Origin of the sequence: Nakamurella leprariae (assembly GCF_016918035.1) — a bacterium.
Lineage (GTDB): Bacteria > Actinomycetota > Actinomycetes > Mycobacteriales > Nakamurellaceae > Nakamurella > Nakamurella leprariae.
In genome coordinates this window covers 103,140-125,538 of the sequence record NZ_JAERWK010000005.1, presented here as the reverse complement: position 1 = coordinate 125,538, position 22,399 = coordinate 103,140, and the positions used below count along the sequence as shown (strand labels likewise).

At 73.5% G+C, this 22,399-nt stretch carries 23 protein-coding genes; 15 read left to right on the top strand and 8 right to left on the bottom strand.

Features of this window, described 5'->3' with window-relative positions; genetic code table 11:
* The first annotated feature begins 18 nt into the window (after positions 1-18).
* Entirely contained in the window at positions 19-834 is an 816-nt protein-coding gene (locus JL106_RS03445) for a DUF1295 domain-containing protein (RefSeq protein WP_328841188.1), read from the top strand.
* Between the two features lie 14 nt (positions 835-848).
* Here JL106_RS03445 and JL106_RS03440 read toward each other — a convergent pair whose 3' ends face one another.
* The 5 genes from JL106_RS03440 to JL106_RS03420 form a co-directional block, all read right to left on the bottom strand.
* The gene (locus JL106_RS03440) at positions 849-1,373 is read right to left on the bottom strand and encodes a hypothetical protein (protein ID WP_205259281.1); all 525 of its coding nucleotides are present in this window, start codon (positions 1,371-1,373) and stop codon (positions 849-851) included.
* Positions 1,370-1,858 (bottom strand): GNAT family N-acetyltransferase, encoded by a 489-nt coding sequence (locus JL106_RS03435; RefSeq protein WP_205259280.1) that lies wholly within the window; start codon positions 1,856-1,858, stop codon positions 1,370-1,372. The genes JL106_RS03440 and JL106_RS03435 overlap by 4 nt, the downstream gene beginning before the upstream one ends.
* Before the next feature lie 52 nt (positions 1,859-1,910).
* Positions 1,911-3,035, bottom strand: coding sequence for an alcohol dehydrogenase catalytic domain-containing protein (locus JL106_RS03430; RefSeq protein WP_205259279.1), 1,125 nt, complete (start codon positions 3,033-3,035; stop codon positions 1,911-1,913).
* An 82-nt stretch (positions 3,036-3,117) separates the two neighbouring features.
* Positions 3,118-3,636 carry an SRPBCC family protein gene (locus JL106_RS03425; protein WP_205259278.1) on the bottom strand — a complete coding sequence of 173 codons (519 nt, stop codon included), beginning with the start codon at positions 3,634-3,636 and terminating at the stop codon, positions 3,118-3,120.
* Positions 3,633-4,031 (bottom strand): ArsR/SmtB family transcription factor, encoded by a 399-nt coding sequence (locus JL106_RS03420; RefSeq protein WP_328841185.1) that lies wholly within the window; start codon positions 4,029-4,031, stop codon positions 3,633-3,635. The genes JL106_RS03425 and JL106_RS03420 overlap by 4 nt, the downstream gene beginning before the upstream one ends.
* Before the next feature lie 130 nt (positions 4,032-4,161).
* Here JL106_RS03420 and JL106_RS03415 point away from each other — a divergent pair, with 130 nt between their 5' ends.
* A complete protein-coding gene (locus JL106_RS03415; RefSeq protein WP_205259276.1) occupies positions 4,162-4,773 on the top strand; it encodes a maleylpyruvate isomerase N-terminal domain-containing protein in 612 nt (203 codons plus the stop codon).
* Between the two features lie 51 nt (positions 4,774-4,824).
* Positions 4,825-5,892: an ATP-dependent DNA ligase gene (locus JL106_RS03410; protein WP_205259275.1), complete on the top strand. Its 1,068-nt coding sequence runs from the start codon at positions 4,825-4,827 to the stop codon at positions 5,890-5,892.
* A 33-nt stretch (positions 5,893-5,925) separates the two neighbouring features.
* Here the strand turns inward: JL106_RS03410 and JL106_RS03405 are convergent, their stop codons facing one another.
* Together JL106_RS03405 and JL106_RS03400 are read right to left on the bottom strand one after the other, a co-directional pair.
* A complete protein-coding gene (locus JL106_RS03405; RefSeq protein WP_205259274.1) occupies positions 5,926-6,798 on the bottom strand; it encodes a M15 family metallopeptidase in 873 nt (290 codons plus the stop codon).
* Positions 6,795-7,616 carry a putative protein N(5)-glutamine methyltransferase gene (locus JL106_RS03400; RefSeq protein ID WP_205259273.1) on the bottom strand — a complete coding sequence of 274 codons (822 nt, stop codon included), beginning with the start codon at positions 7,614-7,616 and terminating at the stop codon, positions 6,795-6,797. The genes JL106_RS03405 and JL106_RS03400 overlap by 4 nt, the downstream gene beginning before the upstream one ends.
* 1,565 nt (positions 7,617-9,181) lie before the next feature.
* On the opposite strand from JL106_RS03400, the gene JL106_RS03395 reads away from it, so the two are divergent.
* The 4 genes from JL106_RS03395 to JL106_RS03380 all read left to right on the top strand — a co-directional run bounded on the left by JL106_RS03395 (position 9,182) and on the right by JL106_RS03380 (position 12,209).
* Positions 9,182-10,384, top strand: coding sequence for a DUF445 domain-containing protein (locus JL106_RS03395; RefSeq protein WP_407940087.1), 1,203 nt, complete (start codon positions 9,182-9,184; stop codon positions 10,382-10,384).
* A gap of 28 nt (positions 10,385-10,412) precedes the next feature.
* Positions 10,413-11,231: a nucleoside/nucleotide kinase family protein gene (locus JL106_RS03390; protein WP_205259271.1), complete on the top strand. Its 819-nt coding sequence runs from the start codon at positions 10,413-10,415 to the stop codon at positions 11,229-11,231.
* A 5-nt stretch (positions 11,232-11,236) separates the two neighbouring features.
* Positions 11,237-11,821, top strand: a complete 585-nt coding sequence (locus tag JL106_RS03385; RefSeq protein WP_205259270.1) for a hypothetical protein — start codon at positions 11,237-11,239, stop codon at positions 11,819-11,821.
* 73 nt (positions 11,822-11,894) lie between these two features.
* On the top strand, positions 11,895-12,209 hold the full coding sequence (locus tag JL106_RS03380) for a DUF2516 family protein (protein WP_205259269.1): 315 nt from the start codon (positions 11,895-11,897) through the stop codon (positions 12,207-12,209).
* Between the two features lie 125 nt (positions 12,210-12,334).
* On the opposite strand, the gene JL106_RS03375 is transcribed toward JL106_RS03380, so the two are convergent.
* Entirely contained in the window at positions 12,335-12,913 is a 579-nt protein-coding gene (locus tag JL106_RS03375; protein WP_205259268.1) for an inorganic diphosphatase, read from the bottom strand.
* Between the two features lie 365 nt (positions 12,914-13,278).
* Between JL106_RS03375 and dacB the strand changes: the two genes are divergently transcribed.
* From dacB to folP, 8 genes are all read left to right on the top strand, one after another.
* The gene (gene dacB, locus JL106_RS03370; protein ID WP_205259267.1) at positions 13,279-14,664 is read left to right on the top strand and encodes a D-alanyl-D-alanine carboxypeptidase/D-alanyl-D-alanine endopeptidase; all 1,386 of its coding nucleotides are present in this window, start codon (positions 13,279-13,281) and stop codon (positions 14,662-14,664) included.
* Between the two features lie 46 nt (positions 14,665-14,710).
* Positions 14,711-15,832, top strand: coding sequence for a zinc-dependent metalloprotease (locus tag JL106_RS03365; protein ID WP_328841175.1), 1,122 nt, complete (start codon positions 14,711-14,713; stop codon positions 15,830-15,832).
* Positions 15,808-16,863, top strand: coding sequence for a tRNA lysidine(34) synthetase TilS (gene tilS / locus JL106_RS03360; protein ID WP_205259265.1), 1,056 nt, complete (start codon positions 15,808-15,810; stop codon positions 16,861-16,863). Before JL106_RS03365 ends, tilS begins: the two co-directional genes overlap by 25 nt.
* Positions 16,860-17,423, top strand: a complete 564-nt coding sequence (locus JL106_RS03355) for a pyridoxamine 5'-phosphate oxidase family protein (protein ID WP_205259264.1) — start codon at positions 16,860-16,862, stop codon at positions 17,421-17,423. Before tilS ends, JL106_RS03355 begins: the two co-directional genes overlap by 4 nt.
* Positions 17,424-17,683: 260 nt before the next feature.
* Entirely contained in the window at positions 17,684-18,211 is a 528-nt protein-coding gene (hpt, locus tag JL106_RS03350; protein WP_328841267.1) for a hypoxanthine phosphoribosyltransferase, read from the top strand.
* Positions 18,212-18,435: 224 nt separating this feature from the next.
* Entirely contained in the window at positions 18,436-20,772 is a 2,337-nt protein-coding gene (gene ftsH / locus JL106_RS03345; protein ID WP_236006648.1) for an ATP-dependent zinc metalloprotease FtsH, read from the top strand.
* Positions 20,773-20,861: 89 nt separating this feature from the next.
* Entirely contained in the window at positions 20,862-21,476 is a 615-nt protein-coding gene (gene folE / locus JL106_RS03340) for a GTP cyclohydrolase I FolE (RefSeq protein ID WP_407940086.1), read from the top strand.
* A gap of 41 nt (positions 21,477-21,517) precedes the next feature.
* Positions 21,518-22,396, top strand: coding sequence for a dihydropteroate synthase (gene folP, locus JL106_RS03335; RefSeq protein WP_205259407.1), 879 nt, complete (start codon positions 21,518-21,520; stop codon positions 22,394-22,396).
* Positions 22,397-22,399 lie beyond the last annotated feature (3 nt).

Here is a 22,399-nt window from a genome sequence, read left to right as displayed (position 1 = left end):
CGGACTACGGTGCTGTTCGTGACAGGCCTGCAGATGGTCATCGTGCTGGCCGCCGTCGTCGCGGTGGCCACGGAGATCGCGTCGGTGCTGACGCGGGACAGCTCCTGGGTCGACCGGATCTGGTCGATCGTGCCGGTGCTCTCCCTCTGGGTGTTCGCCGGGTCCGCCGACTGGGACGCGCGCGTCGTCCTGGTCGCCGTGCTGGTCACGCTGTGGGGTGCCCGGCTCACGTTCAACTTCGCCCGCAAGGGCGGCTACCGCGGGGTCGAGGACTACCGCTGGCCGATCCTGCGGGCGCGCATGCGGCCCTGGCAGTACCAGCTGTTCCAGATCGGCTTCATCAACGGCTACCAGAACGTGCTGCTGGTGCTGATCACGGTGCCGGCGGTGACGATGACCGAGCATCCGCGTCCGCTCGGCGTCGCCGACGTGCTGCTGGCCGTGCTCTTCCTGGCCTTCCTGGCCGGCGAGACCATCGCCGACCAGCAGCAGTGGGAGTTCCACCGGCGCAAGGCGGCCGCCACCCGTGACGGGCGCACCCTGACGCCGGGGTTCCTCACCACCGGGCTCTGGCGCTCCAGCCGGCATCCCAACTTCTTCTGCGAGCAGGGGCAGTGGTGGGTGGTCTTCGCGTTCGGGGCCGTCGCCGCGGGCAGTCCGTGGCAGTGGACGGCGATCGGCGCGGTGCTGCTGACCCTGCTGTTCATCGGCTCGACCGTGTTCACCGAGTCGATCACCGCGAGCAAGTATCCGGAGTACGCCGAGTACCAGCGGCGCACCTCCATGATCGTGCCGTGGCCGCCACGTCGGGCGGTCCGGCAGCCGGTGGGCTGACCCGCGCCCGGGCGTCACGCGCCGTGCTGCAGCACCACCGGGCCCAACGAGAGCCGGCCGTCGGTGAGTGGCACCGCCCGGACGCCACCGCGGCCGCGCAGCGCGCGGAACGCCCCGGGGGCCAGCACCACGTCCATCCAGGCGCACGGATTGGCCGCCCGACGGCCGGCGAACGCCACCGGCCCGGCTCCGGTGTCCAGGCTGAACGTGGTGCCGATCAGCTGCTGGGTCGCCTCGGTGCCGAGCCCACGGAGCACGACGGTGCGCCGGGCGGCGGCCGGGTCGAAGCGCGGGACGCCCAGCTCGTCGGCCACCGCCTCGAGCGCCTCGACCGCCACGAAGGTCACCGAGGCGTCCCGGTGGGCGGGACGGTTGAAGTACCGGTCGCCGACCACTCCCAGCCCGGCCCGGACGCGGATCTCGTCCACCGGCGGATCGTCGTCGAGGCGGCCGGTGGGGCCGTCGGACGGCCGACCGGCCAGCCGGTGCACCCCGGAGACCACGAACCGTTCGATGCTCAGCCCGGCCGGGTCGCTCACCCGGCGGCCGGAGCCTGCTGCGACGGAGCCCGCAGATCGATCTCGAAGGAGTAGGCGGTGACGTCCGGGCCGCTGCGCTCGTGCCGGTCGAACCCCATCGACTCGTAGAGGGCGACGGCAGCGGTGTCGGCCGAGGTGGTCGACAGATCCATGGAGGTCGCGCCCCGGTCCACCGCGTGGTCCATCGCCGCGGTCAGCAGCCGGCGGCCCAAGCCCTGGCCGCGCAGGTCGGGACGGACGTACAGCTCGGCCAGGGAGGCCTCCGGAGCGTCCTGGTACAGCGACGGCCGGAAGCGGAGGTAGGCGACGCCGACCGGCAGCTCGTCGGCACCCGTCTCCACCAGCAGCACCGCGCTGTCCCCGGCGTCCATCAGGGCCGCGATCCGGCCGGCCCACCAGTCCTGCTCGGGGGCGAACTCCTCGTACTCCGCCTGGAAGTCGCGCAGCACAGCGGCGATCGCGGCCGCGTCCGCCGATGTGGCCACCCGGATCGTCGCCGTCGGTGTCGCTGCTGACATGACCGCCCCCTGTGCGGAATCACTCCTGCTGGTGGTCGTCCTCGAACGAGATGATCTGCCGGATGGCCGCTCCCGCGGCCAGCTGCTCCATCGCGGCGTTGATCTCCTCGAGCCGGATGCGGGACGAGACCAGCCGCTCGATCGGCAGCTTCCCGGCCCGCCACAGGCCGGCGAACACCGGGATGTCACGGGTGGGCACCGCGGACCCGAGGTAGCTGCCGATGATGCTGCGGCCCTCGGCGACCAGCCCCAGCGGCGAGATCGACGCCCGGGCGTCCGGAGCCGGCAGCCCGACCGTCACGGTGCGGCCGCCGGGAGCGGTGACGGCGACCGCGGTCTCGAACGCCCGGACGTTGCCCGCCGCCTCGATGACGACGTCCGCCTTGACGCCGGCCTCCGCGGCCTGCTGCGGCGAGTACACCGCGGTGGCACCCAATCCGGTGGCCGCCGCGAGTTTCTCGGGTACGGCGTCGATGCCGATGACGGTGGTCGCGTCCACCGCCAGGGCGGTGATGAGCGCGGCCATCCCGACGCCGCCGAGGCCGACCACGGCCACCGACTCGCCCGGTCGTGGCCGTCCGGCGTTGATGACCGCGCCACCGCCGGTGAGCACCGCGCACCCGAGCACCGCGGCGACCTCCGGCGGGATGTCGTCGCCGACCGGCACCACCGACCGGCGGTCGACCACTGCGTGGGTGGCGAACCCCGAGACGCCCAGGTGGTGCCGCACCGGCTGACCGTCGCGGGACAGCCGGATGTCGCCGTGCAGCAGGGTGCCGTCGTTGTTCGTCGCGGAACCCCGCACGCAGGGCCGGATCCCGTCGGAGGCGCAGCCCTCGCACTCTCCGCAGCGGGGCAGGAACGTCATGACGACCCGCTGGCCGACCGACAGTCCGGTGACACCGGGGCCGACCTGCTCGATGCGCCCGGCGGCCTCGTGCCCCAACAGCATCGGCACCGGGCGGACCCGGTTGCCGTCCACCACGGACAGGTCGGAGTGGCACACCCCGGCGGCCTCCATCCGGACCAGCACCTCGTCCGGACCGGGCGGCTGCAGGTCGAGCTCGCTGATCGACACCGGCGCGGACTCCTGGTACGGCCGGGGTCGGCCGATCTCCTCCAGCACCGCACCGCGGATGATCATCTGCCCGGCCTCCTCGTCCTTGCGGGCACCGGTCGCGCCCGCGGGGTCACCCTACGCAGGGACGAGCGCCCGGGCAGGCCGCTCAGTGCCCGGTGGGATCCGCACCGCCGTAGTGCGCCTGCTGGTGCGGCCAGTAGTCGTCCCAGGTCGGCCAGTCGGGCTCGGGGGTCGCGGCCAGGGCGGCGCCGAGCCGTTCCAGGTAGTACTCCCAGCCCGGCCCGACCGACGACTCCAGCCCGGGGAAGTCCAGCCGTTGCACGAACACCAGCCGGGTCGTCCCACCGTCCCCGACGGCGGCGAGGTCGAGTTCCAGGTGCCAGGCGTCCTGGTCCTGCTCGAAGTCCACCACCAGCCGGTGCGGCGCCCGGCATTCGGCGATGGTCACCGGCTGCGGCTCGGTCGCGCCCTCCGCGGTCATCACGAACTGCACCGTGCGGCCGGGACCGCCGGTGCCGCTCCAGATGCCGATCCAGCGGCCCAGTCGCGGTGACTCGGTCAGGCAGGCCAACACCACCTCCGGGGAGGCGCGGAACTCGCGCTCGATCACCAGTCGCCTGGTCCCGCCCGTGGTCTCGACCCGTCCGGTGCCGTCGACGGTCATGCGCTCACTCCCGGGAACTCGTCGGTGTGCTGCTCGCCCTGAGCCTGGTCCTGCGCGCGGTCCCGGCGTTCCCGGACCGTGCGGGCGACCTCGGTGGCCAACGCGTCCAGGTGCCGGTCCCAGGGCCCGTCCTCGCGGCCCGGAGCCTCCCGCAGCCGGGCGATCCAGTCGGCCAGTGGCGCCAACGCCTCGGGCTGCAACCGGTACCGCCGCTCCCGGCCGGTGCTCTGCACGCTCACCACGCCCGCGGCCAGCAGGACCTGGAGGTGGCGGCTGACCGCCGGGCGGGTGATGTCGAAGCCGGCGGCGATGCTGCCGGCCGGCTGGGGGCCGTCGTGCAGGCGCTCCACGATGGCCCGGCGCACCGGGTCGGCAAGGGCGGTGACGACGTGCACGGGACGAAGCGTAACTGCTGGGTTACGCATCCGCTCGACAGGACCCGGGCGGCCGTCGGCGAACCCCTCGCGTGACGGGTGCTGCGGTGACGGGTGCTGCGGTGACGGGTGCTGCGGTGACAATGCGCGGGTGGACGGGACCAACCTGCGTCAGTCAGCCCGCTCGTCGGCCGCGTTCCTGCGGTCCGTGGCCGATCAGGACTGGAGTGTGACCGTGCCCAGCCTGGGCTGGACGGGCAGCCGGACCGTCGCGCACATGTGCGAGACGCTGCTCTGGTACCCGACCGACCTGGCCAACGGGCCGCAACCGCTGGACACCATGCAGCTCTCCGTGCCCGACGGCCCGGACGGCAACAGCCGGGAGGCCCTGGTGACCACGCTGGTCACCTTCGCCGACGTGCTCGCGCACGTGGTGGACGGCGTCCCGGCGGGCTGGCGCGGCCACCACTCCTGGGGGCTGGCCGACGCGTCCGGGTTCGCCGCCATGGGCTGCGACGAGCTGCTGGTGCACACCTGGGACGTGGGGCAGGGTCTGGGTGCCCGGTTCGATCCGCCGCCGGTGCTGGCCGGCATGGTGGCCCGCCGACTGTTCCCGTGGGCGCCGGTCGACCGCGACCCGTGGCAGACGCTGCTGTGGGCGAACGGCCGGGTCGACCTGGCCGGGCTGCCGCGGCAGGTGGACTGGCAGTGGCACTGCGCGCCGCTGTCGGAGTGGACCGGCCGCGCGTCCGGGCTCACCTGATCGGCGCGACCTGGCCGGCGGGCTCTCGGGGGTGCCCGCCACACTGTGTCGATGGACCTGCCCGTGATGCCGCCCGTGCCGCCGATGCTGGCCAAGCCGCTGCCGGAGATCCCCACCGGGCAGTGGTACGAGCCGAAGTGGGACGGCTTCCGCTCGATCATCTTCCGCGACGGGGACGAGGTGGAGATCGGCAGCCGCAACGAGAAGCCGATGACCCGGTACTTCCCCGAGGTGGTCGAGGCTGTGCTGGCCAACCTCCCGGAGCGCGCGGTCATCGACGGGGAGATCGTGGTGGCCGACACCTCCCGCAACACCCTGGATTTCGAGGCGCTGCAGCAGCGCATCCACCCCGCCGTCAGCCGGGTCACCCTGCTGTCGCAGCAGACCCCGGCCAGCTTCGTGGCCTTCGACCTGCTGGCGCTGGGCGATGAGTCGCTGCTCGACCGGCCGTTCACCGAGCGCCGCGCCCGGCTCGAGGAGGCGCTGGCCGCGGCGCAGGCCCCCGTGCACCTGACCCCGATCACCGACGACCTGGACACCGCCCGGCGCTGGTTCTCCGAGTTCGAGGGGGCCGGTCTGGACGGGCTGATCGCCAAGCGGGCCGACCTGACCTACCAGCCCGACAAGCGGGTGATGGGCAAGATCAAGCACGAGCGGACCGCGGACTGTGTGGTCGCCGGCTACCGGGTGCACAAGTCCGGTCCGGACGCGATCGGCTCGCTGCTGCTCGGCCTGTACGACGACCGGGGTGTGCTCGCCTCGGTCGGGGTGATCGGGGCCTTCCCGATGGCCACCCGCCGGTCGCTGGTGACCGAGCTGGAGCCGCTGGTCACCACGTTCGAGGACCATCCGTGGAACTGGGCCGCGCAGGAGCAGGGCGAGCGGACACCGCGCAAGAACGAGGGCAGCCGGTGGAACGCCGGCAAGGACCTGTCGTTCGTCCCGTTGCGTCCCGAGCGGGTGGTCGAGGTCCGCTACGACTACCTGGAGGGTGAACGGTTCCGGCACACCGCCCAGTTCGTCCGCTGGCGGCCGGACCGCGAACCGGACAGCTGCACCTACGAGCAACTGGACCGGCCGGTCGGCTTCGACCTGCGGGACGTGCTGCAGGTCCGCTGACCCCGTCCGGGCGCGATCACCTCCGGACGCCGATCACCGTCCGGACGCCGAGAAGTGCTGGTGGTCCACCGGACTCGTCCAGGCTCCGCCCCAGGACCACCCGATGCGCGCGAACGCCTGCACCACCGGATCGCCGGGCAGGATGACGCCCGGCCCGGGCGACCGGGGCAGGAAGGCGGCGCCGGCCGCCGGCTGGACGGCACCGGAGGACGACACGTACGGGTTCTGCACCGGGTTGATGTCGATGGCCTCGCCGGAGGAGTGCTCGGACCAGCTGCTGCCCCCGGTGACCGCGCGGCAGTTGAACGCCGAGGTGTTGTTGGCCGCCATGGACGCAGCGTCGTCGGCCATCCCGTCGATCGCGAAGTCGTCGACCAGGCGCATCGAGGCGATCGGGAACCGCTGCCGGTACAGCTCGGCGAACACCGACACGATCGCGTCGGCGGTGCGGGCCGAGACGACCAGCTCGCCGGGATGGTCGGCGCCGTCGAACCCGACGTGGGTGACGGTGACGTACCGCAGGTCGGCGAGCGGGACCGGGCACCCGGGACGCCAGCTCGGCGCCATCCGCGCGGCCAGCGTGGCGTCGATCGGCTGCACGCCGGACACGAACCCGGTCGCCGCAGCGTGCTGCGGGGCGGCACCGGGGGCCGGGCCGCGGGCGGCGGTGTCGGTGTCGGTCATGGCGAGTGGTGCGGCGGTGGTCGCCGAGGTGGACGTCGGGGTCGGGGCGGTGCTGGGCGCGGCGGTGCCGGTGGTGGCTTGGCCGGCCGATGGCCGGGCCGGCACCGGGTCGGGCGCCGGCGACGCACAGGCGGCGAGCAGGGCCAGTGCGGTCACCACGGCCGTGGCGGCCCGGACCCGGCGTCCGCCGGCCGGTCGAGCGGTGGGCCCGTCGATGGTCATGGTCGGTGGTCCCGAGCGGGAGCCGGGGCCGGGGGCCGGCTGCCGATCACCACGGTGGCGGCGATCTCGTCGTCGGTGGACACCGTGGCGGTCAGACCGGCCGCCCGGAACAGGCCGGCCGTGCGGTCGGCCTGGTGCCGACCAGTCTCGATGAGCAACCGCCCGGAGGGGGCCAGCCACTCGAGGGCGCCGGCCACGATCCGGCGCTGCACGTCGAGTCCGTCCCGGCCGCCGTCCAGGGCCGTCGGCGGCTCGTGCAGGCGCGCCTCGGACGGCAGGTCGACCAGTTCGTCGGTGGGGACGTACGGCGCGTTGGCGGTGATGATGTCGAACCTGCCACGCCAGGCCACCGGCAGCGGGGCGTACAGGTCGCCGACCAGCACCGTGGCGGTCGGGGCGTTGTGGGTAGCGCAGGCCACGGCCGTGGGATCGCAGTCCACGGCGACCATCTCGATCGGTCGGGAGCCGGACGCTGCGGCCAGCGCCGCGCTCACCGCGCCGGAACCGCAGCACAGGTCCAGCACGGCCGGCCGGCCCGGGGTCTCCCGCAGACCGGCCAGCGCCTGCACCACCAGCCATTCGGTCCGGCGGCGCGGCACGAAGACACCCGGTCCGACCCGGATCCGGAGTCCGGAGAACTCGGCCCAGCCGACGACCTGTTCCAGCGGCTCGCCGGTGAGCCGACGGGTGAGCAGCGACTCCAGGTGCTCGGCGTCCTGCGCGGAGGCCCACAGCACGGCGGCCTCGTCCTCGGCGAAGACGCATCCGGCGGCGCGCAGCCGGGCCGGGATGTCGAGCGGTGCGGGCGCGGCCACCACTCCAGGGTGCGCGCGGGGGGCCCCGGTGTCGAGCCGGACCGACCCCGGAGCGGCCGGGGTCGCGATGCCGACGAGGCGGGACCCGACGACGACGTTGTCGTCAAGGCCCCGCCCGACGGCGCGGATGACCGGTGAGCACGCCCCATTGCGTGACCAGCAGGGGCCGGCGGCAGGCCGCCGACCCACCGCGCGGTGTGCATCGTCGCTGCACCTCGCGGCGTTCTCCGCCACGCCGGACCCGCTCACCCTCCTCCCTCACCGGGGGACCGGTGAGGGAACGGTGGCCACGCTGCCAGTCGACGGGAGCACGGGTTCGGCGTCGACGGCCTGGCTGTGTCCGGAGCGGGAAACCGGGAAGCAGTGGGTTTCGCGGCGGGGGCACGTCCGGGCTGTCGGGAACAAGGTCTACCGGGTGGCGCGGATCACCACAAGCGTGAGGCAACCCTCAACCGATCAAGTGCGTCGCCGCCATTTCCCCGTCGACGCCCCGGCCAGCCGGAATGGTCCGGCCGTGGCCGTTCCGTGATCCGATCGCAACAATGGCGGGCGGAGGCCACCCGGGTGTGTCGCGCAGATGTCCGGGCGACGTCGTTGCGGTGAGTCGACGTCCCCCACGGGTGTCCGGGTTGCCCGGCCGGCCCGGGGTCAGCGGCGGAAGGTCTGCAGGATGGAGCGGCGCCGGTACGCGAGGCAGGCGCCCGGAGCGCAGAGGGCGCAGTCGGTGCCCGCGCGGTAGTGCTGGTGGGCGTCGCGGTCGTGCCCACAGCCCCGGCAGGGACGGGTGACGGGAGCCGACACGACGTCGGGGACCGCGGTGAGCGTGGGCCGGCCGGTGCTGACGGGTGCCGAGGGCGCCCGCTCGGGGAGCGGTGCCGCAGCTTGAGCCATGGTGGTCGGCCTTTCGGGGATCGGGTGATCGGCGGATCAGGCGGGGTCTGCGGGCGGGCGGTGCGGATCGGGGACGTCGACCGCGGAATGGTCGACCGGCGGCGGTGCCCTGGTGCGCTCCGGCCGGGGCCGGTGTCAGCGGACGGGGCGGCCACGGGCTCGGCCGTTCGTCGTCCGAACGGGTACGGTCCCGCCGGGACGCGCGATCAGCGAGCGCAGGTCGGGGTGGTGACCTCGATCAACGGTGATCGGCTCGTCGGGCGGTGCCGGTGGAACGTCTTCCAGGGTAGCCAGCTGCACCGGTCGCGTCATGCCTCGGGAGCGTGGCGTGTGGTCACCGGAGGGGGCCGATCTGTCGCGCACGGTGACCGCCGGCCGCCCTCCCGGGTGAGTCCGGGCGCCGCCGAGCCGGTCGGTGCGGCGCCCAGCTCGGCGCCGGTGTCACCCGCTGGCATCACGTGATCATGGTCGGGGTGTGGGTCGGACGGGTCCGACCCGGCGGCCGCGACCGGGGACGACCGCCGCCGGGGCGTCCGGCCCGGCGGCCGGCACCCCACAATGAGCCGGTGGACCCCTCGAGCAAGGCCCCGGTGCGGAGCTGGCGCCCGTTCCGTTCACTGACCGATCCCGGTGCGGTGAGCGCCGCGGACGCCGAGCGGCTCCGGCGGTTGCGGGTGATGAAGGCGATCGCCACCGGCGCCCTGGTGCTGATGGCGGTGATCTTCGTGATCACCTGGGTGTTGGAGGACCGGTACCCGTGGCTCCGGTACGTGCGGGCCGCCGCCGAGGCCGGCATGGTCGGGGCGCTGGCCGACTGGTTCGCCGTCACGGCACTGTTCCGGCGGCCGCTCGGGCTGCCCATCCCGCACACCGCGATCATCCCGACCCGCAAGGACGCCATCGGCTCGTCGCTCTCGGAGTTCGTCGCGACCAACTTCCTGTCCGAGGACGTGGTCCGGGAGAAGGTCGCCGCCTTCTCGGTCGCGCGGCGGCTCGGCGGCTTCCTGGCCGGGCGCTCCGGCGCCGAGCGGGTCACCGGCGAACTGGCCACCGCCGTCCGCGGGCTGACCACCGTCCTCCGAGACGACCAGGTCGCCGATCAGCTGGCCGCGCTGGCCCGGCGGAAGATCGACGAGACCAAGATCGGCCCACCGCTGGGTCGCATCGCCGGTGAGGTGTTCGCCCGGGGCGACCACCATCCGCTCGTCGACTTCGTCGTCGACCGCTGCTACCTGTGGATCCGCGACAACTACACGACGGTGACCCGGGTGGTCACCCAGCGGGCGCCGTCATGGACACCACGCTTCGTCGACGACATGCTCGGCGACCGCGTCTACCAAGAGGTGCTCAACTTCGCGCTGGCCGTCAAGCAGGACCCCGAGCACCAGATGCGCAAGGCGCTCGACGAGTTCCTGATCACCTTCGCGGCCGAGCTGCAGACCGATCCGGCCACCATCGAGCGCGCCGAACGGATCAAGGACCACATCCTGGACAACCGGCAGGTGCAGTCGCTGGCCGCGAGCGCGTGGGGCTCGATCAAGGACTCGCTGCTCAAGGCGGCCGACGACCCGGACTCGCCGCTGCGGCGGTCGGTCACCGAGGGGCTCATGGGCTTCGGTCGTCGGCTCACCGAGGACGCCGAGCTGGCCGGCAAGGTCGACCGCTGGGCGGGCGACGTCGCCGGATACCTGGCCCGGAACCACGCCCGCAACCTCACCGGGATCATCGACGAGACGATCGCGCGGTGGGACGGCGAGGCCACCAGCCGCAAGATCGAGCTCCAGGTGGGGCGCGACCTGCAGTTCATCCGGCTGAACGGCACTGTGGTCGGCGCGCTGGCCGGGCTGGTCATCTACACCCTGGCCCAGCTGTTCCTGTGACGGTCGTGGTTGCGGTCCCGGGGCGACGGTGAAGCGCGGACCGGGGGCGCGGCCGGCGAGGACGACGGCCGCATCCGGCGGCGGCTTCCGGCCGATCAGCCCGGCGGCGCTGGCGGCCGGGCTCGCCGACCTGGTGCTGCGGCGACTGGACGTGCCGTCCTCCGGTGGCCGGGTGCGTCTGGTGGTGGACGGTCTCGACACCTCCGGCGCCGGGACGCTCGCCGACGCGGTGGCCGGCGAGCTTGCCGCCACCGGCGTCGCCGTGGTGCGACTGGACACCCGGTGGTGGTGGCGGGCCGCGTCGCTGCGGCTGGAACTCGGCCACCAGGACGTCGACATGCTGCTGTCCGGGTGGGTCGACGGGGACGCGCTGACCCGCGAGGCGCTGGGGCCGCTCGGGCCGGGCGGCTCGGGCCGCCACCTGACCCGGTTGCGTGACCCGGACACCGACCGGTCGGTGCGGGAGCCGTACCGGCAGGCGCCGGACCGGGTCGTCACCGTGCTGTCCGGGCCGTTCCTGCTGCTGCCGCCCATCGGGCCGGACCCGGAGGAGTCGCGCGAGCGAGGGACGAGCGAGCGCGGGCTCCGACCATTGGAGCCGGAGGAGTCGCGCGAGCGAGGGACGAGCGAGCGCGGGCTCCGACCATCCGACACCGCGCGCCCGTCCTGGGAGCTCGCCGTGCACCTGCACTGCTCGCCGCAGGCAGCGGCCCGGCAACTGCCGGACGACCGGCAGTGGTGGGTGCCGGCCTGGCGGCGCTACCTCCAGGAGCGCCCGCAGGACCGCGCCGACATGGTGGTGGCGGCCGACCATCCGGCCAGCCCGGCCGTGCGCGGGTTAGCGTGATCGGTGTGACGGACTCCAGCCGCGGTGCCGGCCCGGCCGACGCCGCCGACCGGAGCGATCACGCCGACCCGGTCGGGATGATCTCCGAGGCGCTGGTCGCCCGGCTGGCCATCGCCTACCCGGACCTGCCGCGGCCGGCGCTGGCCGTGCTGGGCGCCGGGGAACTGGCGGCCGACCAGTGGGCCGGCATCCGCGCCGAACTGCGCGAGCGGTCGCTACCGGAGACCCGCGACGAGCTGCGGGCCACCACCGACCAGGTGGTCGAGGCGCTGGGGCGGCGGGCCGTGCTGGCCGTCACCGAGGCCGGTGAGCAGGCGCGACGGATGGTCGGCCGGGCCCCGGGGTGGGCCGCCCGGATGATCGGCGACGCGGCGTACCGCCGACGCACCCGGGTACGGCTCGAGCACGACGCCGCGGTCGTCTCCGGGATGATCGAGGACGCCGCCCGGCTGGCCGGGATCCTCTACCGGGGGCTGGCCGACCAGGGCAGCCGGTCCTGGTCGCGGGCCGCGGCCCGTCCCGGCTCGGTGGTGCAGGGTTCGGTGGAGCCGGACGGGCACCGGGATCCCGCGAGCGAGTCTTGCGGCTGACCACCGGCGTCGATCCGGCGCCGGTTCCGCTCGTGCCTCGCTCGGCCGGTGGCCGAGCCAGTATCGTGGTGGTGTGGAGCTGGTCAACCCCGTCATCATCGCGATCACCTGGGTGCTCGCCGTCGGGGGTGCGCTGATCGGCGTCTTCGCCGCCGTGGACGCGGTCAGCCGGCGCCCCGATGCCTTCGCCGCTGCTGACAAGCAGACCAAGGGCGCCTGGTCCGGCATCACCGTGGCCTGCGCTGCAGTCTTCGCCTTCGGTGTGATCGGTCCGTTCGGCGTCTTCGGCCCGCAGAGCCTGCTCTGGCTGGCCGCCATGGTGGGCTCGCTGGTCTACCTGTTCGACGTCCGGCCCCGGCTGCGTGAGGTCCAGCGCGGCCGCTGGTGAGCGCCGTCCCGGCCGGTGCCGGGACGCCGGACGATCACCCGGACCGACATCGGCCCCGGAACAGCAGGAAAGCCCCGCGATCCGCGGGGCCTTCCTGCTGTTCCGGGCGTTGTCCGGTCCGGAGGTCAGTCCTCGACGTCGCGGCCCGGGCTCGGGGCCTCGACGACGCCGCCGTGGCCGGCCTGCGCGCCGGCGCCGCCGCGCTGGGCCTCCTCGGCCGCCAGGCGCTTGCGCTCCCGGTCGAAGGAGATGCGGATCTCGGTCTCGGCGTCACCGCGGCCGACCCAGTTCGCGCCCTCGACGCTCTTGCCCGGCTCGAGGTCCTTGTAGACCTCGAAGAAGTGCTGGATCTCCAGCCGCTCGAAGATCGGCAGATCGCCGATGTCCTGCAGGTTCGCTCGCCGCGGATCGTTGGCCGACACGCAGAGGACCTTGTCGTCCGGGCCCTTCTCGTCGGTCATGCGGAACATCCCGATGGCCCGCACCTGCACCAGGCAGCCCGGGAAGGTCGGCTCGGTGAGCAGCACCAGCGCATCCAGCGGGTCGCCGTCCTGGCCGAGGGTGTCGTCGATGAACCCGTAGTCGGCCGGGTACTGCGTGGCGGTGAACAGCGTCCGGTCGAGCCGGATGCGTCCGCTGTGGTGGTCCACCTCGTACTTGTTCCGGCTGCCCTTGGGGATCTCGATCGTCACGTCGAATTCCACCCGACGCCCACCTTTCCGAATCACGTTCCCGAATCACGCGCAGTCCTGGTGGCCGCGCTGGCGGACCGGTCCCGGTCCGGTGTGCTCTCGCTGTGGTCCAGCTCCGGCCCGGCGCGTCCCGGCGTCGACCGTGTCGCCGGGGCGCACAGGTTGCAGGTCGGGGGCGCGCAGTGGGGGCGCGGAAGTGGCGATCACCTCGGCGACCGCCTGCCAGACTTTAGTCTGACGTCCGGCGGTGGGCCGCATCGCGGACGCTGTGATGTTCCCGTGGGCCGGACGCCGACGATCGGCCCGACGGGCCGGGCGTCGACCCGGACGTGCGACCGGACGCGGAAGGCAGGACGAGCGTGGCAGCTGGCAGTCGGATGGGTACCCGCAGGGTGCTGATCATCGCCACCGCGGTGGTGATCGTGCTGGTGGTGGCCGGCGTCCTCATCGCGACGGCGTTGCGCCCGGACTCCAGCCAGGACGCTGCGCCGTCCCCGACCAGCACGCCGACCGATCCGCCGGTCGCGGTCGCGCCGTCGCGCGTCGCGCCGATCACCGGCTCGGACCAGGTGCCGACCGCCGCGGGAGTGCAGGCCCGGTTGGCCGGCCCGCTGGCCAATCCGGCGCTGGGACAGCTCTCCGGGATCATCGTCGATCCGGCCAGTGGCGCGACGCTGTGGAGCGAGGACGCCGCGACGCCGCAGATCCCCGCGTCCACGGTCAAGTTGCTGACCGGCGCCGCCCTGCTCACCTCGGCCGACCCCGACGCGCGACTCGTCACCCAAGTGGTCGCCGGTGACCAGGAGGGCGACATCGTGCTGATCGGCGGCGGTGACGTCACCCTGTCGGCCCGAGCCGAGGGTGTCGAGACGGAGTACGCGGGTGCGCCGACCATGGCCGACCTGGCCGCACAGGTCCTCGCCAGCGGAGTGGACGTCCGCCGCATCGTGCTCGACGCCACCGCGTGGATCGGCCCCGACTTCGCCGAAGGCTGGCTGACCGCTGACATCGGCACCGACACCACGACGGGTTCCATCACCCGGATGTCGCCGCTCATGGTGGACGGCGACCGGATCAATCCGGGTACCCAGTACAGCCGGCGGACCGGTGACCCGACGATCACCGCGGGCAAGGCGTTCGCCGCGGCGCTGGGCCAGCCGGACCTGCCGTTGATCGAGGGGCCGGCCCCCGAGGGCGCGCAGGTCATCGGTGAGGTCTCCTCGCAGCCGCTGTCGATCCTGCTGGCCCAGGCCCTCGAACAGTCCGACAACGTGCTGGCCGAAGCCCTTGCCCGGCAGGTCGCCCTCGCCCGCGGCGCGGAGCCGAGCTTCGAAGGCGCCGCCCAGGCGACCATCGAGGCGATCCAGGCGATGGGCATCGACACGATCGGGACGGAACTGTTCGACGGCTCCGGGTTGTCCGAATCCGACCGCGTCCCCCCGACCGTCCTGGCCGCAGTGCTCTCCCAGGCGGTCGGTCCGGACGCAGGGACGTTGCGCGACCTGCTGACCGGCCTGCCGGTGGCCGGCGCCACCGGCACTCTGGATGAGCGGTACCGCGAATCGGTGTCGCATGACGCGGCCGGTTGGCTCCGGGCCAAGACCGGATCGGTGGCGGTGACCTACGGACTGGCCGGGTACGTCCCGGACCAGAACGGTCGCCTGCTCGTGTTCGCACTGAACTCGAACAGCGTGGTCGGCAACCCGACGCGGTACGCCATGGATGCCGTTGCGGCTGCCCTCCGCGGCTGCGGCTGCAGCTGAGCTCCGGCTCGAACGACGTCCGTCCGATCGACCAGGAGGAGCACAGGTGAGGCGTTCCACCGGGTCCGGGTCGCCCGGTCAGGGTCCGATCGACTGGCAGCAGGCGGTCCGCACCGGGCAGCGGCTGGTGCCGACCGGCCCGCGGCTCAGCGCGGGCGAGGCGGCGGCCGTGGTCGAGTCGCTGCGCCGCTTTTCCGTCGAGGCCGAGACGGCCACCCGGCACACCACCGGGCTGGACGACGGGCGGCCGCCGGAGACGGCCGAGGTGGTCGACCGGCGCGGCTGGGTCGCCGCCACCGCCGGTGGGATGGAGCAGCTCATCGGCCCGCTGGCCGAACGGCTGGTCGCCGCGGCCGGCGGACCCGACCCGGACCTGCTGCCCGGCGGCGCCGTGGCCCGGCCGTTGGGGGCCACCCTGGCGCTGCTGTCCGGCAAGGTGCTGGGGCAGTACGACCCGCTCAGCGTCGCACCGGGGGCGACCACGGCCGGCCGGCTGCTGCTGGTGGCGCCGAACGTCGTCAAGGTCCACCGCACGCTGCAGGTGGATCCGGACGACTTCGGGCTCTGGGTCTGCCTGCACGAGTCCACCCACCGGTTGCAGTTCCGAGCGGTGCCGTGGATGCCCGAGCACTTCCGGGCGCTGGTGGCCCGACAACTGGAGGCCGCCTACCCGGCCGGCGAGGACGCCGATGGCCCGGGACCACTGGAGCTGCTGTCCCGGGTGCGGTCGGTGCTCGGCGAGCGTCCGGGCCGGCGGGCCAGGAGCGGCGCCCCGGAGCCGGACACCGCGTGGATCCGGCGCATGGGCGACCCGGCGCTGCAGGTCGTCTTCGACGAGCTGATGGCGTTCATGGCCCTGCTCGAGGGGCACGCCGACTTCGTCATGGACGCCGTCGGGCCTAGCGTCATCCCCACGGTGGGGCGGATCCGCACCGCGTTCGATGCGCGTCGGGCCCGCCGGCGTGGCCTGGTGGACCGGGTGCTGCACCAGCTGCTCGGCATGGACCAGAAGATGGCGCAGTACGTCAAAGGCGCCGCGTTCGTGCGCGAGGTCGTCGACCGGGTCGGGATGGACCAGTTCAACGCGGTCTGGACGTCGCCAGCCACCCTGCCCACTGCGGCCGAGATCACCGATCCCCCGTCGTGGATCACCCGGGTCCTGGGCTGAAGGCCACCCGCCGCGGCGTCCCGGACCCCGTCGACGCCGCCGTGGCCGGCTGGCTGCGCCGGCATCCGCAGGCCGCCGTGGTGGTGGCCTGTTCCGGCGGGGCCGACTCGCTGGCTCTGGCCGCGGCGACCCGGCCCGTGGTCGACGGGCCGCTGGTCGCCGTCACTGTCGACCACGGCCTGCAGCCGGGCTCGGACGTCCAGGCCCGGCGCACGGTCGCCCAGCTCGACGGCCTCGGGTACCGCGACGTGCGGACGATCCCGGTCCGGGTCGACGGCCCGGGCGGTCCCGAGGCCGCTGCCCGTCGTGCCCGCTCCGCCGCGCTCGGCGCGGTGGCCGACGAGCTGCGGACCGCCGGTGGCGGGTCGGTGGCGGTGTTGCTGGCCCACACCCTCGACGACCAGGCCGAGACCGTGCTGCTCGGTCTGGCCCGGGGGTCGGGGCCGCGGTCGCTGGCCGGGATGCGGTCGTGGCGGGCGCCGTGGGGCCGGCCGCTGCTGGGGGTGCGACGCGCCGACACCGAGCGGCGGTGCGCGGCCGCCGGCCTGGATCCGTGGCGCGATCCGCACAACCAGGACCGGCGCTACGCCCGGGTCCGGGTCCGGCACGACCTGCTGCCCCGGCTGGACGAGGCGCTCGGCGGCGGCATCGCGGGGGCGCTGGCCCGCACCGCCGAGCTGGCCGCCCAGGACAACGACGCGCTCGATCAGTGGGCCGACGAGCTGCTGCGACGCGCGGCGCCGGACGCCGGCCGGCTGGACCCGGCGGTCCTGGACGGGGTTCCGGTGGCGGTGCGCACCCGGGTGCTGCGCCGGTGGTCGGCCCGGTCCACCACGCCGTTGACCTTCGACCACGTGAGCCGGCTCGACGCGCTGCTGACCGGACGCCGGGTCGGCGCCGCGGTCCGGCTGCCCGGTGGGGTGGACGTGGTGCGCACCGGCGACGGCCTGGTGATCCAGGGCGGCCCACGGCCGGCCGGTGCGCCGCTCGACGGTTGGCCCGCCGGTGGTCCGGGAACCGCAGGGGCATGACTGATCAGACGCAGACCAGCGGTCCGGCCGGCGATCCCGAGCGCACCGGGACCGGGGGGCCGGACGACCGGAGCCACGACGAGCACGTTGCCAAGATCGCCGAACTGGTGAAGGACGCCCGGTTCGCGATGCTGGCCACCATGACCCCGGACGGCAAGCACGTGAGCCGGCCGATGGCGCTGCAGCAGGTCGAGTTCGACGGCGACCTGTGGTTCCTGGCCTACGACGACTCCGACAAGGCCAAGGAGATCGAGGCGAACCCGTCGGTCAACGTCTCGTTCTCCGACCCGAAGGACTCCTCGTTCACCTCGATCAGCGGTACCGCCGAGATCGTCCACGACCGGGCCAAGGCGCAGGAGTTCTGGAACCCGGTGATGAACGCGTGGTTCCCGGACGGGTTGGAGACCCCGGGGCTGGCCCTGATCAAGGTGCACGCGGACAGCGCCGAGTACTGGGACTCACCGGACAACGGTGTGGTGCGGCTGCTGGGCATGATCAAGGCGGCGGTGACCCGCCAGCCCGAGCAGATGCCGAGCGACCACCGGACGGTCGAGCTCTGACCCAGCGCCGACGACAGGGCGACCCGGTCGCCGTCGGGCCCGGTCCGGATGACACTCTGGGTCCGGGCCCGGCGCACGTCGGCCGGCCCGAACCCCACTTGTCGCCGAACCTGTCAGGGGAGCCCGTGAGCGGTACCCGTCCCACCGGTCAGCAGCCCAGCGGTCCCGCTGTGGCGCTCGTCGCCGCTCCGGCCCAGCGCCGCGCCCCCGGCGACCCGGCGCTCGACGATCCAGGTGCCGAGTACGGCTACCGCGACGAGATCGCCGCGGTGCTGCTGTCCGAGCAGGATCTGCGGGCCAAGGTCCGGGAGCTGGCCGTGGCGGTGGCCGCCGACCACGACGTGGACACCCCGCCCCTGCTGGTCTGCGTGCTCAAGGGTGCGGTGATGTTCCTGACCGACTTCGTCCGGGCCATGCCCATCCCGACCGAGCTCGAGTTCATGGCCGTCACCTCGTACGGCTCGGCCACCACGTCGTCCGGGGTGGTGCGCATCCTGAAGGACCTGGACCGGGACATCACGGGCCGGCGCATCATCATCGTCGAGGACATCATCGACTCGGGGCTGACGCTGTCCTGGCTGCTCAAGAACCTGGCCTCGCGCAACCCGGCGGCGATCGACGTGGTCGCGCTGCTGCGCAAGCCGGAGGCGGTCAAGGTCGACGTCGACGTCCGGTACGTCGGCTTCGACCTGCCCAACGAGTTCGTCGTCGGGTACGGGCTGGACTACGCCGAGCGGTACCGCGACCTGCCGTACGTCGGGCTGCTCGGGGAGCACATGTACCGCTGACCGCCCCGGGGTGATCGTGCAGGACGTCCGGGTGGACCAGGAAGTTCCCGTCCGCGCGGACGGGGGACCGATTGCGCCGTGCGGTGAAGCACCGGGCCGGGAAGGGCCCAGGCGGTAGTCTGGCCTGCAGGCCGCGCCCGCGAGGTCGGGGTGCAGCCGAACCTCGCCCGGCACGGGTGCCCGCACACAGGGAGGGTCGAGGCCGCGTCGCGGCCGCACCACGGATGGATCGTAAACGACTGCTCCGCTCACCGTTGGTCTGGATCGGCGTCGTGCTGGTCCTGTATCTGGTGTGGTCCTTCTTCTCCGACGACACCCGTGGCTACAGCCAGCAGCCCACCTCGGTGGCGCTCGCCCAGCTGCAGGACGGCAACGTCGCCGAGGCGATGATCGACGACAAGGAGCAGCGGCTCCGGCTCACCCTCAACGACGCCGTCGACGGCTCGACGAAGATCTACACGCAGTACCCGGCCGGGGCCAGCGAGCAGATCTTCGACCAGGTCGAGTCGGCCAAGGCTGCAGGCCGGATCTCCGGGGACTTCGACACCACCGTCACCACCGACAGCGCGCTGTTCTCGCTGCTCATCTACCTGATCCCGGTCGGGCTCATCATCCTGTTCCTGATCTGGATGATGAACAACGCCCAGGGCGGCGGCAACAAGGTCATGTCGTTCGGCAAGTCACGGGCCAAGATGCTCACCAAGGACATGCCGCAGACCAAGTTCAGCGACGTGGCCGGCGCCGACGAGGCGGTCGAGGAGCTCGACGAGATCCGCGACTTCCTGCAGAACCCGGCGCGTTACCAGGCGCTCGGCGCCAAGATCCCCAAGGGCGTGCTGCTCTACGGGCCGCCCGGCACCGGCAAGACGCTGCTGGCCCGGGCCGTGGCCGGCGAGGCCGGGGTGCCGTTCTACTCGATCTCCGGCTCGGACTTCGTCGAGATGTTCGTCGGGGTCGGCGCCAGCCGCGTCCGCGACCTGTTCGAGCAGGCCAAGCAGAACGCGCCGGCGATCATCTTCGTGGACGAGATCGACGCCGTCGGCCGGCACCGCGGCGCCGGCATGGGCGGTGGCCACGACGAGCGCGAGCAGACGCTGAACCAGCTGCTGGTCGAGATGGACGGCTTCGAGGCCAAGGGCGGCATCATCCTGATCGCCGCGACCAACCGCCCGGACATCCTGGACCCGGCGCTGCTGCGGCCGGGCCGGTTCGACCGGCAGATCCCGGTCGCCCAGCCGGACCTCAAGGGTCGCGAGGCGATCCTGGCCGTGCACTCGAAGGGCAAGCCCTTCGCCGCGGATGTCGACTTCCTGGCGCTGGCCAAGCGGACCGTCGGCATGTCCGGCGCGGACCTGGCCAACGTCATCAACGAGGCTGCCCTGCTCACCGCCCGCGAGGGCAGCACCGTCATCACCGACAAGGCTCTCGAGGAGTCGGTCGACCGGGTCATCGGCGGGCCTGCCCGCAAGGGCCGGCTCATCTCCGAGCGGGAGAAGAAGATCACCGCGTACCACGAGGGCGGGCACGCCCTGGCCGCTTGGGCGATGCCCGGGCTGGAGCCGGTCTACAAGGTGACGATCCTGCCGCGCGGCCGCACCGGCGGGCACGCGCTGGTCGTGCCCGAGGACGACAAGTCGCTGATGACGCGGTCCGAGATGATCGCCCGGCTGGTCATGGCCATGGGTGGCCGCGCCGCCGAGGAGCTGGTCTTCGCCGAGCCCACCACCGGCGCGTCCTCGGACATCGCCCAGGCCACCAAGATCGCCCGGGCCATGGTCACCGAGTACGGCATGTCGGCCAAGCTGGGCGCGGTGAAGTACGGCACCGGTGACGACGAGCCGTTCCTGGGCCGCACCTACGGCCACAGCCCGGACTACTCGATCGAGGTCGGCTCCGAGATCGACCACGAGGTGCGGGCCCTCATCGAGGCCGCGCACACCGAGGCGTGGACGGTGCTGAACACCTACCGTGACGTGCTCGACGACCTGGCCTTCGCGTTGCTGGAGAAGGAGACGCTGGAGCGCAAGGACCTCGAGGTCATCTTCTCCGGCATCTCCAAGCGGCCGCGGATCACCGCCTTCGACGAGTTCGGCTCCCGCCTGCCGTCGGACCGGCCGCCGATCAAGACCCCGGGCGAGCTGGCCATCGAACGCGGCGAGCCGTGGCCGCCGCCCGCCCCGCCGAAGCGGTCGCTGACCAAGAGCCCCGAGCACGACCCGAACGCCTTCCCGGGCGCCCCGGTGCCGGTCGGAGCCGGGCAGCCCGGGCCGGGCGCCGCCGGGCAGGCGGGTGCCACCGGTCAGCCCAACGGGTGGACCGGGGTCGTTCGCGGCCCGCTCGGTCCGATGCCCGGCTGGGGGCCGAACGACGGTCCGAACGGCACCGGCGCGAACGGGGCGAACGGGAACGGGCAGGGCCACGCCCCGTCCCAGCCGGGCCAGTACCAGCCAGGCCAGGACGGTCCCGCCGGCAGTGGTCAGGGCCAGCAGTCGGGGGAGCGCCCCGGCTCCGCCGACCCGACCGATCCGTGGGCGCCGCCACCCGGCGAGCCGCGGCGGTGACGGCCGGCTCGGCCGACCGCCCTCACGGGCCGGCCGGCACGGACGGCGGTAACCACCGGGCTGTCTCCGCCAGCGGCGGAGCGCGGGTGGTGGACACCACCGGCACCCCGGTCGGGTTGGGCGTGCTCGCGCCGGACGGCATCGATCTGGCCCGCGCCGAGGCTGCGGTCCGGGAACTGCTGCTGGCCGTGGGGGAGGACCCGGACCGGGAGGGCCTGCTGGCCACGCCGGGCCGCGTCGCCCGCGCGTACCTGGAGCAGTTCGCGGGTCTCTACACCGACCCCGATCAGGTGCTGGACACCAGCTTCGACGAGCACCATGCCGAGCTGATCCTGGTCCGGGACATCGAGATGTTCTCCACCTGCGAGCACCACCTGGTGCCGTTCTTCGGCAAGGCGCACGTCGGCTACATCCCCGGGCCGGACGGCCGGGTCACCGGCCTGTCCAAGTTGGCCCGGCTGGTCGACGGCTACGCCCGCCGGCCGCAGGTCCAGGAACGGCTCACCACCCAGGTCGCCGAGGCGGTGGTGCGACGGCTGCAGCCGGCCGGGGTCATCGTGGTGATCGAGGCCGAGCACCTGTGCATGGCCATGCGCGGGGTGCGCAAGCCCGGGGCGACCACCGTGACGTCCGCGGTGCGCGGCGTCTTCCAGTCACAGGCGCGGACGCGCGCCGAGGCGATGAGTCTGATCACGGGTCGCTAGTGGACAGCCTGGTGGGCCCGCCCGGTGCCCGCTGCCGGGTGATGGGCGTGCTGAACGTGACGCCCGATTCGTTCTCCGACGGCGGGCGGTTCCTGACCCGGGACGCGGCGGTGGCGCGCGGCCTGCGGATGGCCGAGCGCGGCGCCGACCTGATCGACGTGGGCGGGGAGTCGACCCGGCCCGGTGCACCGCGGGTGCCCGAGACCGAAGAACTCGACCGGGTGCTGCCGGTGATCGGTGCGCTGGCCGCGGCCGGGGTGCGGTGCAGCGTCGACACCACCCGGGCCGCCGTCGCCGTGCGGGCCGTGCAGGCCGGCGCGGTGGTGATCAACGACGTGTCCGGGGGCCTGGCCGACCCCGAGATGGCCTCGGCCGTGGCCGATCTCGGCGTGCCGTGGATCCTCATGCACTGGCGCGGCCACAGCAGCACGATGCAGGCCCTGGCCAGGTACGACGACGTGGTCGACGACGTGCGCGCCGAACTGTCGGCCCGGGTGGAGGCGGCGTTGGCCGCCGGCGTGCGGGCGGACCGGCTGATCCTGGATCCCGGACTGGGGTTCGCCAAGACGGCCGAGCACAACTGGCAGTTGCTGGCCGCACTCGAGGAGTTCACCGGCGGGCCGGACGGCACCCGGGCCGGCGGTGGCCTCGGCTTCCCGGTGCTGGTCGGTGCCTCGCGCAAGCGGTTCCTGGGTGCGTTGTTGGCCGGGCCCCAGGGCCCGCGCCCGCCGGCCGGCCGGGAGGCGGCCACCGCCGCGGTGACCGTGCTGGCCGCGATGGCCGGCGCGTGGGGTGTCCGGGTGCACGAGATCGGTGATTCGCTGGACGCGATCGCGGTGGTCGGGGCCACCCGCACCGCCGCGCGCACCGAACCGGCGCCACGCCGTGTGGTGCCCCGGGCCGAACGAGAGGTGAGCTGAGCG